11 protein-coding genes and 1 other annotated feature are annotated in these 12,052 nt (G+C 65.3%); of the genes, 3 read left to right on the forward strand and 8 right to left on the reverse strand.

What is annotated here, in order from left to right:
• Window positions 1-78: 78 nt before the first annotated feature.
• Window positions 79-131 (reverse strand) — a sequence feature (sul1 is cis-regulatory element that is thought to sense ions involved in sulfur or methionine metabolism; They are found in Alphaproteobacteria).
• Window positions 132-214: 83 nt separating this feature from the next.
• The 7 genes from ACI0FO_RS23535 to ACI0FO_RS23565 form a co-directional block, all read right to left on the reverse strand.
• A complete protein-coding gene (locus ACI0FO_RS23535; protein WP_416030651.1) occupies window positions 215-2,350 on the reverse strand; it encodes a TonB-dependent receptor in 2,136 nt (711 codons plus the stop codon).
• Between the two features lie 48 nt (window positions 2,351-2,398).
• A complete protein-coding gene (locus ACI0FO_RS23540) occupies window positions 2,399-2,803 on the reverse strand; it encodes a DUF2946 family protein (protein WP_416030653.1) in 405 nt (134 codons plus the stop codon).
• 45 nt (window positions 2,804-2,848) lie between these two features.
• A complete protein-coding gene (locus ACI0FO_RS23545) occupies window positions 2,849-3,562 on the reverse strand; it encodes an MgtC/SapB family protein (protein WP_416030655.1) in 714 nt (237 codons plus the stop codon).
• A gap of 59 nt (window positions 3,563-3,621) precedes the next feature.
• Window positions 3,622-4,023 carry a hypothetical protein gene (locus ACI0FO_RS23550; protein ID WP_416030657.1) on the reverse strand — a complete coding sequence of 134 codons (402 nt, stop codon included), beginning with the start codon at window positions 4,021-4,023 and terminating at the stop codon, window positions 3,622-3,624.
• A gap of 334 nt (window positions 4,024-4,357) precedes the next feature.
• Window positions 4,358-5,251 (reverse strand): c-type cytochrome, encoded by an 894-nt coding sequence (locus ACI0FO_RS23555; RefSeq protein WP_416030659.1) that lies wholly within the window; start codon window positions 5,249-5,251, stop codon window positions 4,358-4,360.
• A 2-nt stretch (window positions 5,252-5,253) separates the two neighbouring features.
• Window positions 5,254-7,020 carry a GMC family oxidoreductase gene (locus ACI0FO_RS23560; RefSeq protein ID WP_416030661.1) on the reverse strand — a complete coding sequence of 589 codons (1,767 nt, stop codon included), beginning with the start codon at window positions 7,018-7,020 and terminating at the stop codon, window positions 5,254-5,256.
• A complete protein-coding gene (locus tag ACI0FO_RS23565) occupies window positions 7,013-7,822 on the reverse strand; it encodes a gluconate 2-dehydrogenase subunit 3 family protein (protein WP_416030662.1) in 810 nt (269 codons plus the stop codon). The genes ACI0FO_RS23560 and ACI0FO_RS23565 overlap by 8 nt, the downstream gene beginning before the upstream one ends.
• Before the next feature lie 115 nt (window positions 7,823-7,937).
• Between ACI0FO_RS23565 and ACI0FO_RS23570 the strand changes: the two genes are divergently transcribed.
• The 3 genes from ACI0FO_RS23570 (at window position 7,938) to ACI0FO_RS23580 (ending at window position 11,440) form a co-directional block, all read left to right on the forward strand.
• A complete protein-coding gene (locus ACI0FO_RS23570) occupies window positions 7,938-8,321 on the forward strand; it encodes a hypothetical protein (RefSeq protein ID WP_416030664.1) in 384 nt (127 codons plus the stop codon).
• 361 nt (window positions 8,322-8,682) lie between these two features.
• Window positions 8,683-10,260, forward strand: coding sequence for a TerC family protein (locus ACI0FO_RS23575; RefSeq protein ID WP_416030666.1), 1,578 nt, complete (start codon window positions 8,683-8,685; stop codon window positions 10,258-10,260).
• A gap of 196 nt (window positions 10,261-10,456) precedes the next feature.
• Window positions 10,457-11,440: a SphA family protein gene (locus ACI0FO_RS23580; RefSeq protein ID WP_416030668.1), complete on the forward strand. Its 984-nt coding sequence runs from the start codon at window positions 10,457-10,459 to the stop codon at window positions 11,438-11,440.
• A 42-nt stretch (window positions 11,441-11,482) separates the two neighbouring features.
• Here ACI0FO_RS23580 and ACI0FO_RS23585 read toward each other — a convergent pair whose 3' ends face one another.
• Window positions 11,483-11,770 carry a hypothetical protein gene (locus tag ACI0FO_RS23585; protein WP_416030670.1) on the reverse strand — a complete coding sequence of 96 codons (288 nt, stop codon included), beginning with the start codon at window positions 11,768-11,770 and terminating at the stop codon, window positions 11,483-11,485.
• Window positions 11,771-12,052 lie beyond the last annotated feature (282 nt).

Raw genomic sequence — 12,052 nt, forward strand, 5'->3', positions numbered from 1 at the left:
TGAGGTCAGCAAGCGTCGGGCGGCGCCCCATTCAAGAGGGGATGCGGAGAGTGCCGGTGCGCACCCGGAATCGCTTGGAGTTGTCCGGGGGATAGGCGCCCGGCCGAGCCACCCGGCAAGCCGGGTCCAACGGGGAGTCGCCACTATGGCGACCGCCGCCTCCGTTGCAGAAGCGGCGGTCGCATTGTACACGCGGGGCTTGGCCCGCCGCCGCTCAGAAGCGGTAGTTGGCGCTGAGCTCGACCCGCCGGCCTTCGCCCAGCAGCCACTGCGTCTGGTTGTAGTAGGCGGTTTCGGCGTACTGGCGATCGAACACGTTGAAGGCCCGCAGCGCCAGGCTCAGATCGCGCCGTGGCTCCCATTGCAGCGCCAGATTGGTCGTGGTGTAGCCTGCCATTTCCAGCCGGTTGGCCGCGTCGGCGTAGCGTTTGCCTACGTAGCGCACGCCAGCGCTGGCCGTCCATTGCGGCGCGAACTTCCAGCTGATCCAGGCATTGGCCACGCGTTCGGGCACGTCGGTAGGCACGTTGCCGTTGCGCGATACCGCCACGCCGGCGACCGACTCATTGAAGTCGTCATAGCGCGCCCGCAGCGCCACGGCATTGAGGTCCAGCCGCCAAGCCGGCGACAGCTCGACCCCCAGCGTGGCCTCCAGTCCGCGCGACGATTGCTCGCCCACCTGGATGCGCAGCGCCGGGTCGTTGGGGTCCCGCGTGACCAGGTTGTTCTTGGTGATGTGATAGGCCGCCAGGGTCCATTGGCCCTTGTCGTCCCAGAACGTCTGTTTCACGCCGATTTCGATCTGTTTGCCCTGCGACAGCTCGTAGCTCTTGTTGGCGGGCGACAGCAGCAGCAGGCTGCCGATCGGGTCGGCGGCTTGCGCATACTGGGCGTAGACCGACAAGGTGGGCAGCACGTCATAGACCGTGCCCAGGCGCCAGCCGACATTGGTGTACGTGCTGCGGAAAGCTGTTTCTTCGGCTACCAGGTCGCGCCGCTTCAGGTCGATGTGGTCGTAGCGCAATCCGCCCAGTACCGACCAGCGGGAAGTCAGCATCAGCCGGTCTTCGGCGAACAGCGCGTACTGGCTGGCCGTATTGCGGTAACGAGGTGTCGTACCGGCCACATTGATGAAGCGGCCGTGGTCCACGTCGTAGGGGTCGACCCGCGACGTGCCGGAGTAGGGGGAGTTGTTGGTGTGCTTGAGTGATGCGCGATTCAATTCCACCCCTACCGCCACCTTGTTCGCCAGGCCGAACAAGCGGCCGTCGAAAGAGGCGTCGGTAACCATGCCGGCCTGCTCCTGGTCATGGCCGATTTCGGTGTAGCCGCTACGCAGGATCTGGCCGGCCGGCGTCCAGGTGTAGTTTTCGGCGTTGCGGTAGTCGCGGTCACTGCCAATGTAGTAAAGCCGGCTACGCACGGTGGTGGCGGCGTTAGGCGACCATTCGGCCTTCAGTTCGGTGCGGCTATCGCGGTAAATGATCTTGCTGTCGGCCACGTTGTAGTTCTGTTCGCGCAGCCCGTAGTCCAGCGAGCCGTCGACGAGCGGCGTGCCGAAGTAGCGGGTGGGCTCCTGCCAGGCATAGGCCTGGGTCAGCGTGAAATTCAGCTCGGGCGACACGTCCAGACGCAGCGCGGCGGTGACGGCGGCATCGCGCGAATCCCCCAGGCTGATGCCGGAATCCGTGTGGTTGCCGCTGATGTCCAGCCGATACGACCATTTGTCGTCCAGCGCGCCGCCGCTGCCGAAGCCAAACCGTTGGGTGTCGTGCGTGCCCAGCGTCGTCATCAGCTCGTTTTCGATGGGGCCGCGAGCGGGCTTCTTCGGGATCACGTTGACGACCCCGCCAATGGCCCCTTCACCGTATAGTACCGAGGCCGGGCCGCGCAGCACCTCGATGCGGTCCACGGCCCAGGGATCGTAGATGAAGGTCTGGCCGACCCCGCCGTATTGGCGCACACCGTCATAGAGCTGGGCGACAGAGTTGGAGTCGGTGAAGCCGCGCGAAGACAGGGACGAGCCGCCATTGCCGGGATGGCGCATGGCGCTGATGCCCGCTGCCTGGGTGATGGCGTCCGTGACCGTGGTGGCGCCCCGGGCGCGCAGTTGTTCGTTGCTGATGATGTCGATGCTGGCGGGCGTGTCGAAGGGTGTCAGCCCCAGCAAGGTGCCGGTGGACGCCTGTTCAAGCAATGTCGGCGCAAGCGTATCGCCGGAGACGGAGATGACGGGTAGCGTGGCGACCGGGGTCGATTGCGCATGCAGCGCGGGGGTGAAGGCGAGCGCGGTCCAAATGGCCACGCGCCGCTTCAGGACGCGGGGCGTCCTGGCGGAAGAAAAAGACATGAGTAATCTCGGTAGGCTAAGGATTGCCGCGCGCGGGCGGCGCAGGATTTAGCGGAATACCGAGAGGCGGGGTGGCGCGCGCGCGCCGACTGGGGCGCCAATGGCCGACGCATGGACGGGGCCGGGCGGGGCGCGGGCGGCCAGGGGATGGGCCATGATGGCCAAGGCTGCCGACAGTACGATGGGCGAGGGCGGCAGCGCGACGGCGGCAAGCGCCATGCCGACCGGGCAGGTGGCGGCTTGCGCGGCGTGTCGCTCGTCGGGCGCGTTGTCCTGCCTGGACGGGCCGGCCACCCAGATGGGGCCGGCCGCCGAGCACAATTGGATCAGCGTGCCGCTTTGATGCGTGGCGGGCATGAAACCCTGGGGCACCATCGCCTTCAGCACGAACAACATCAGCACCAGCCAAAGGCCGGCGTTGCCACGGTGCAAGGTCTTCAATGAGAGGCGCATGGTCGGCGCCCATTCTAGTGCGTTTCGCCCCGATCGTCCCGCGGGTCACACGGTGCGGGCGGCCCAGAACGCAGTACGCACGGCGGGCGACGCGGCGATGCTTGCGGTGACGCGGTCCAGGTCAAGCTCGTCGACCGATGCTTCGCTGAGCGCGGCTTCGATTTCGACTTCGTTCTCGCCGAACTGGTCGATCTTCAGTTCCGACAACGGCAGCTGTTCGGCTTCCAGCACGTCTTCCAGCACGGTCATCGCGGCCTGGCGGTGTTCCAGGTTCGCGATAACGTGGATCACGTTGGTGACTTCCGTGGTCTGCGAATCCAGCGGCTGACGATTCACGTAGCTGACCACGGGGCGCAGCAGGGTGTTGGCCGCCAGCACGAAGGCCGTGGCGGCCACGGCTTCCAGCATCAGCGAGGCGCCCGCGCAGGCGCCGATCGCGGCCGAGCCCCACAACGTGGCGGCGGTGTTCAGCCCGCGGATGCTGCCGCCTTCACGCATGATCGCGCCTGCGCCCAGGAACCCCACGCCCGACACCACATACGAGATGACACGCGCGCCGCCGTCCGCGCCGCCGATTCGGAACGCCATGTCGACGAAGATGGCGGCGCCCACCGCGACCAGCACGTTCGTGCGCAGCCCCGCCGTGCGTTGGCGGAACTGGCGTTCAAACCCGACGATCGAGCCCAGGACAAAGGCGGTCAACAGGCTGACCAGGGTATTGGCCAGGGTCAGGAATTGGATGTTCTCGAAGTTCTTCATGGTTATTCCCCTTTTCAGCTTATAGGGTGTGGCCGGCGGGCTTGCCAGAGGCCCGCCGTTCAGGCCGGCAGCACGGCGATGGACGCGCCGCCTTCGTTTTCCCAGTGCACGCGGCGCACGTCGGGGCTTTGGCCCAGGCGCAGGGCCACGGCGTTGAGCAGGCTGCGCAGATGCGGCGGGCAATGCAGCGTGACGACCGTGGACGCCAACTGGTCGGCGTCGGCGCGGGAAATGCGCACCGCGACCACGCGCAGGTCCAGCGCCTGTAGTTCGTAGTACAGCTGTTTGCGCAGCGTGTTCAGCGTGGCACTGAGGCTGACGATGGTGAATTGATAATGCGGCGTGACAGGCGCGCGCGCAGGCGTGGCGCCCAGCGAAGGCGTGCCGTCGCCGCGGGCAGGCCGCGTTGCGCGAGCGTCGTGGGCCCGGTCAAGGAAGGGGAAGAATTTCTTGATACGCATGGGTCGTCTCCTTGATAGGGGAGTACGGTGGAAGGTCCACAGGCATGCGCCGCTTGGCCGGCAAGACACGCGCGCAACAAGGCCCGCGTATCGCGTCGGTAAGCTTTAAGGGGAAAGGGGCTGAAAGCCCAAGTCCTGGCTGAACGCAGGACTCACGCGGAAGAGGGATTCCGCGGATCCTGCGTCAAGCGGCGCGAGCAGTCGGTTTTCGACTACATCCGTCGTTGTCCACAGTGATCTCTAGGTGGTTGGAAGTGCCGCGAGTATAGCGTTTACTTAGGGTAAACACCAGGAAAATTTGTCCGCCCCGCGGGTCGCGCGGAGCGGACGGGCATCACTTCGGCTTCGGCGGAGGCCCGGCGTAATACAGCGCCAGTGCCTCGATTTCGCTTTCGGTCAGGCGCTGCGAAAACGCGCGCATCACGCCCACGTCGTCGTTCTGGCGTGAACCGTTGCGAAAGGCATTCATCTGGTCCGTGAAATACTCTTTGGACTGGCCCGCCAGCCTGGGCAGCAAGGGGCCTTCGCCCATGCCGCGCAGTCCATGGCAGTTGGCGCATGCAGGCAGCGCCCGCGCTCCGTCGCCTTGCAGATCCAGCTTGCGCGCCGCATCGCCGCCGAATTCGCCCACGTGCATCGGGGGGCCGGCCAAGGTGCCGTAATAGGCTGCCACTTGGCCGATCTCTTGTTCCGTCAGCGCGCGCGCCACGGTGTTCATCAGCGGTTGAACACGCGTTCCACTGCGGAAGTCGGCCAGTTGCTTGGCCAGATACTCGCGGCTCAGGCCGGCCAGGTTCGGAAAGATGCCGCCGGTGGGCGTGATGCCGGCCGGGCCGTGGCAGGCAATACACGCTTGCACGCCAGCCCCGGGTTTGCCGTTGGCGGCCAATTGCTTGCCGGCTTCCGGATCGGCACCGCGCAGGAATCCCTCCCAGTCGGGACGCGACGCGCTGAAATCCAAGGCGCTGCGGCCCGGTACCGGGGCTGCGGCGGCGGGGGATGCGGCAGGCGACGCAGGGGCAGCAGTCTTGGCGGGAGAGGACGCTGCGGCCGGTGGCGTCGGTTTGGCTGCGGCGGGTGGGGCGGGCGGCGCCATGACGGCACTTGCGCGGATCAGGCCTTCGCCGCCCGTGCCGATCATCTGGTGCGCGGTGGCGATCAGTGTGACAAGCGGCGGCGCCATGATCAGCAGGACCGCGATGGTGATGCCTTTGCGATGTTCGATCATGATCACACCAGCCGCCCCGGCGAACGCAGATAGTCCGCCTTGATTTTTTCGACGATCCAATAGGCGGTCGCGCCTACGGTGCCTGTGGGGTTGTAGCCCGAATTCTGCGGAAACAACGCCGCGCCCGTCACGAACACGTTGGGCACATCCCAGCTTTGCCCGTAACGGTTAACGACGCTGGTGTCGGGGTTGTCGCCCATGGCCGCGCCGCCGGTCAAATGCGTGGACTGGTAGGCGGTAGCCGAGAACGGCCGTTTGCGCGGCCCGGGCTCCGTGCGGACGATCCCTTTCATCGCGCGTCCGATCTCGTCGCCCTTGCTGGTCAGGAAGGCCGACATGCGGATGTCGTTGTCCGGAAAATCATAGGTGACGCGCAGTAGCGGCAGGCCCCAGGCGTCCTTGTAGGTGGGGTCCAGGCTCAGGTAGCCGCCGCGCCACGGCTGGGCCGAGCCCGTGATGGTGATGGACGCGGAATGGTTGTAGTAGCGTTTGACCGCTTTTTTCCAATCGGCGCCCCAGGATGGCGTGCCCTTGGGCGTGGGGTGGTAGCCGATCGGTGCGCCGCTGACGACCTGGATCTGCAAGTAGCCGCCGCCCACGAATCCCAGCGGGCCGTGATCGAAATTGTCGGCGCTGAAATCGTCCATCGTCACGGCCACCGCGCCCGCGCCCATGAAGGGATTGATGTTGACCGATTCGTCGAAGAACAGGTTCACGCCCGAGGTGGTCTGGTGCGTGTAGTTGCGGCCCACGACGCCGGTGTCGGTGACCGGGTCATAGGGTTTGCCGATGCCGGAGAGCAGCAGCAACCGCACGTTATTGATGCCGAATGCGCACAGCACAACGATCTCGGCGGGCTGGAAGACTTCTTCGCCGGCGGCGTCCACATACGTCACGCCCCGCGCGCGCTTCTTGTCGGGTGTGAGCTCGACGCGCAGCACATGGGCGCCAGTGCGGATTTCGAAGTTCTCCATCTTCATCGCCACCGGCAGGATACAGACCTGGGGCGAGGCCTTGGCGAAGTGCTCGCAGCCGAAATTGGAACAGAACCCGCAGTAGACGCAGGCGCTCATGTGCAGGCCTTCGGAATTCACGTAGGGCCGGGTGCAGAGCGCGGACGGTTGAACATAAGGGTGGTAGCCCAGTTTCTTGGCCGCCTCGCCGAATAGGGCCGGCGCGTAAGGCACTTTCATGGGCGGATTCGGATAAGGCCGCGAGCGCCACGGTTCGAATGGGTTGCCGCCTTCCTGCTTTTGCCCCTTGATGTTGCCGGCCTGCCCGGACGCGCCGATCAGGTAGTCGTAACGGTCGAAGTAGGGTTCTAGCTCGTCATACGTCAACGGCCAGTCCTGACAGGTCAATTCCTTGTCGAAGATACCGGCGCCGTAACGCTCGGTGTAGTGGCTGCGGATTCGGAAATCGGTGGGATCGAAGCGGTAGTACGCGCCGGACCAATGGTTGCCCGCGCCGCCCAGATGCGTGCCGGGATAAGCGAACTGCCAGCGGCGCATCGGCAGGGCTTTCTGGTCGGTGTTATTGCGGAAGGTGAACGTTTCGGTAGCGGCGTCCTGGTGCAGTTCGTGGCGGCGCGTGTACTTGAGTTCATCGTGGACGTTCGGTCCCTGGAAATCCGGCGAAGGCCAACGCGCCTGCCCACGCTCCAGCACGACCACGCGCTGCTTGGCCGCGGCCAGTTCCTTGCCGATGATGGACCCGGTCCAGCCGCCGCCGATGATCGCTACGTCTACCGCGGGTAAGGTTTTAGCCATGGCCGTCTCCTGGCTTCATCGCATGTCCCATGGCATTGGCGATGGATACGGGCTTGCCGGCCCAGATGACGCCATGCCGCTCGATGTCGTTGGAGAACGAGGCAAACGCGCCCGGAAAACCCACCAGCTTCCATCCGACCATGTCCGCATTGCCGCCATAGAGCGGGTCGGAGAAGAATCCTTCGATGGTGGCGTCCAGCAGGGCTTGGAAGAACACGTCGGAGGGCAGCGGCGAAAAATCCGGTTTACCGGCCTGCATGTCGTGAAGCCAGGCGTCCTGCCTGGCTTCATCCAATTCGGCGAAAGGTTTGCCGTCTTGCTTGCGGGTGGCGGCATCCAACGCGGCCAGTCCGCGCCGGATCATCTCGGCGGGCGTGAACGACAACTGGTAACCCTGTTCCGGCGTGCCTTTTTCGAAGGGACCCTGGCGGTAGAACTGGCTGCCCGCGCCCCAGGCGCCGGCCAGTTGGCCGTCCAGGAATCGCGTGACGCCGGCTTCCTTGGCGCCTGGCCCCAGCTCGTCGGCCGGAATCAGGCGCGCGGCGATCGCATCCATCGCCCGCGCTTCCTGGGCATTGAAAAAGGTCAGGGTGCGAGGGGTGTTGGACGCGCCGGGGTGGGGGGGCTGCCCCTGTCCCGTTGCGGGCGGCGCTTCACTGGACGCGCTGCGGGCCGTGACGGCCCAGGCGGCGCCGGGAACCCCGACGGCCAGCGCCTTGAGCAGGCCGCGCCGCCCCGGAATTGGCGGATCGTCCGGCCGTTGAGGGTCAAGAGAAAGATCGTCCGAGGGTTGATCGTCCATGCATCACTCCAGCATCGGGGCAGGCACGCGACTTGCCCCTGGGTGAATGAGATCCCGCACCAACTCGTTATCCGTCGGCGCTTAGTTTGTCACTGTTTTCCATTTGGAGACAACCATGAAAAGCCACAAACTGCTACTGCTGTTCGGCTTGGCGTTCCTGCCGTGGCATGCCTCGGCCCAGTCCACCAGCACGACGCTGGTTGCTCAAGCGGCCGCTCCAGCACAACCCATGCCCACGCCGGATGACAAGACGGCCCCAGCGAACGCCATTGGCAAACCTGTCCCCGGCGCCCAGACGCCGGATGAGAAAAAAATGCCATCGACTGAAGAAAAGGGCATGGGGACCAAGCCCGACTCCGCGCCCCGGCAAAAGCGCCCCGACACGGACACGCGTGATCGGCAGAAGACGCCCGGCGGCAAAACCGGCGCGCCGGACAATGCGGGCATGCCGGGCTCCGGGGCGTCCTCGGGATCCGGCGGAGGCGCGGACCCGCGCTAACCGAGGGAGGCCGCCGTGATGCGCGCTCGGGCAGGATTCAGGTAATATTCAGGTTCCTGTAAGAACGAGAGCACGGCGGTTTTCACGCGTTGGCACTGCCCCAGGGTAGTCCGCGAATTCCGCCCACCATGACCGAAGACCCCCTTCCTACCAGGGCGCCGCGGCGCCCGCCATCCCTTCCTTTCCCGCCCGTGGCGTCCGGTTCCCGGCACGCCGCCCCGGCCCGCGCTATCGCCGCAACGCCCTTGCTGGCGTGCCGCGCGCCACCGCCAATCGCCTGGCCCCCCACGCTTGATCCCGCAGTGCCTTTTCAGCAAGGCGGCGCGTCCGTGCGCGCTCGCCCATTTACCATGGACAAACGATGATTTTCGACTGGATGAACGACCCCACCGCCTGGCTCGGCCTGGCGACGCTGGTTGTTCTTGAAATTGTTCTGGGCATCGACAACCTGGTGTTCATCGCCATTCTGGCCGACAAGCTGCCGCCCGAGCAGCGCAATCGCGCGCGTCTGATTGGCTTGACGCTGGCGTTGGTAATGCGTCTGGGCCTCCTGGCCAGTATCGCGTGGGTTGTCACCCTGACGGCGCCGCTGTTCACGGTGTGGGGGGCCGAGATATCCGGCCGTGACCTGATCCTGATCCTGGGCGGCCTGTTCCTGCTGTTCAAGGGCACGATGGAACTGCATGAACGGGTGGAAGGCAGTGCGTCGCACGACGGCGGCCAGAAGCCGCAACATGCCGTGTTCTGGCAGGTGATCCTGCAGATCGTGGTGCTGGACGCCGTGTTCTCGCTGGACTCGGTCATTACCGCCGTGGGCATGGTGCAGGACTTGAGCATCATGATGATCGCGGTCGTGGTGGCGATGGCTGTCATGATGGTGGCCAGCCGTCCGCTGATGGCGTTCGTGGGCCGTCATCCGACGGTCGTGATCCTGTGCCTGGGCCTGTTGCTGATGATCGGCTTCAGCCTGGTGGCCGAGGGCCTGGGCTTCCACGTGCCCAAGGGCTATCTGTATGCCGCCATCGGCTTCTCGATTCTGATCGAGTTGTGCAACCAGTTGGCCCGCCGCAACCGCGCCCGCGGCACGCATGCGCTGGGGCGGCGCCAACGCACCGCGCAGGCCGTGTTGCGGCTGCTGCGCGCCGGCAGGGCGGGACAGCCCGGGCATCAGGTCGACGATGTGGTGGCGCTGGTCGACAGCGCGGGCGACGAACCCGCGTTTGCGCCGGAAGAAAGTTCGATGATCGAGCGCGTGCTGTCGATTGGCGCGCATGATGTCCGCTCCATCATGGTGCCGCGCGGCGATATGACGTGGCTGGATGTGTCCGACACGCCCGACATCATCGTGCGCAAGTTCGCCACGGGTCACTCGCGCCTGCCGCTGTGCGCCGGCGAAGCATCCAACGTGCTGGGCGTGGTGCATTTCAAGGAAGTGCTGGCGCTGTTGCAAAACCCGGGCCCGATCGACCTGGTGGAGCTTGCGCGCGAACCGCGCTATGTCATGGAGACGACGCCGGTGCTGAAGGTGCTGGATGAATTGCGCGCCTCGCGCGACCACATGCTGATCGTGGTGGACGAACATGGCGTCTGCGAAGGCCTCGTGACCCCGATGGACGTGCTGACGGCGGTGGCAGGCGATTTGCCCGAGCATAGCGACGATCAGCCGGAAGCGCTGCAATTGTCGGATGGTTCATGGCTGCTGGAAGGCCGCTTGTCGGTCAGCGAGACCGCCAGGCTGCTTGAAGCCCCCACACTGGCCGACGACTATCCGGATGCCACGCTGGCGGGCTGCCTGTTGCGCGCGGTGGGCCGGCTTCCGGATGCGGGCGACACGGTGTCGCTGCACGACTGGCGCTTTGAAGTGACGCGCCGGGACGGCTTGCGCATTCATCAAGTGCATGCCCGCCCGGCGGAGGCGGGGGGGCATCAAGCCGGCTGAGCGTAGCCAACGCCCGTGCAGGCAGCCGGAACGCCGATCCCGGGTTCCGGCTGCGGCACTTGGGCAAAGCAAAACTCTGTGAGAATATTGCCAAAGATTTGAATCCTCTTTATATCTATATCAATAATCCAAGAGGATTCCTTGCACAACCGCACGTTTCTGCATGCTGTGATTGCCAGGTGGAGAAGGGGAAGCAATGAGGTCGAATCGCGCGCGCCGGACACGCTGGCGCAAGGCCATGGCGCCATGGATCACGCTGGGCACGCTAGCCGTGCCGTCGGCGGCCATGGCGACGGAAGGCGGCTTGGGCCGCCAGATCACGGGCACCAACGTGCAGCCGAACGCAGGTATCGTTTCGCCCGAACCGATCTGGGCCGTGAATTTCGCCCAGATCTACCTGGACGGGAACATCGGCGGTAGCCGCGAAGTGCCAGTGGCCGGACGCACGTCGTTGGGGCTGGATGGGCAGGTCGCGTTCACGTTGGCCACCGTGCTCAAAACCTGGGACACCGGACCGGGACGCTGGAATTTTGCGTCCAGCTTTACCTTGCCCTACGTCTGGACGAAAGTGGATTCCAAACTCAGCGGCCCGGGCGGCCGCACGGTTGGGCAGAGCGATATCGCGTCGAACCTGTTCGATCTGTATTTTTCGCCCATTATCGCGGGCTACCACTTTTCCGAAACCTCGCACATGGCGCTTAGCCTGAACATCTGGGCGCCCACCGGCAAGTACAACGCCAATGACATGGCCAACCCCAGCCTGAACAACTGGACCTTTATTCCGCAGGTGGCCTATACCAAGATCTTTCCAGAATCCGGCTTCCAGCTGGACACGGTGGCGGGGGTGCAGTTCTACACCCGCAACAACGCCACGGACTATCGCAATGCGCCCGTGTTCAGCCTGGACGTGATGGGCCGCAAGACATTCAGCAACGGCGTCAGCGCGGGCCTCATCCTGGGCACCATTCAGCAGATGGGCAGCGACAAGGGGCCCACGGCGGACCGGCTCAACGGGTTCAAAGGCCGCGACTGGGCGCTGGGCCCGATCGTGACCTACGACACGAGGCTGGCGGACAAGCGCTCGTTGTCGCTCAGCCTGCGCTGGGTGCCCACGATCAGCAGCACCAATCGGCTCGACAGCACCAGCACGTTCATGGGGACCGCCACGCTTGTGTTCTGACGCCGGAACCGGCGTGAACCGGCGGGGTGAGCGCGGCGGCAGTCAGCTGCACACGCGCCGCCAGGGCGCGACGCCACGCGGCGGGCAGTAGCCGGCGCAGGGCGTCGCGATGGACACGCCGCTTTGGCACCGGAGTTCGGGCGCCTTGTCGCCATAGGGGACGGTGCCCTGGCAATCGCAACTGGCCAGCCCCGCGCCCGACGGCAGTTTTTTGACTGCTGGGGCCGGTGTCTGCGAAGACGCCGCCGCGTCGTCGTTGCCGTCGTCGCTTTCCACCACCCCCCGCACTTTCGCGGCCGGCATGTTGCACGCCTTGGCAATGGCCTTCACGGATTTTCCTTCATCCGACATGGACAGTATTTTCTTGTCGCTGCAGGCAGCATGGGCCGCGGACGGAAATCCGCCGAACGCGGCGCAAAGCATGAAGGCGGAACACACAGCCCGGCACAGGGTCATCACATGCGTCTCCGGCCTTTTGATGCGGGTTGGAGGAATACGCCGCCGCGCCTGATGGCGCGGCCTGTCGCGGCCTAGCGTAGTGCGCCGGTTTTCGCGGTGTCAATGCGACACGCTTAAATAAGCCGGCTGGCGGCGGATTAGTTTCCGCCGTCG

This window comes from Achromobacter marplatensis (assembly GCF_049060505.1).
Taxonomy (GTDB): Bacteria; Pseudomonadota; Gammaproteobacteria; order Burkholderiales; family Burkholderiaceae_B; genus Achromobacter; species Achromobacter marplatensis_A.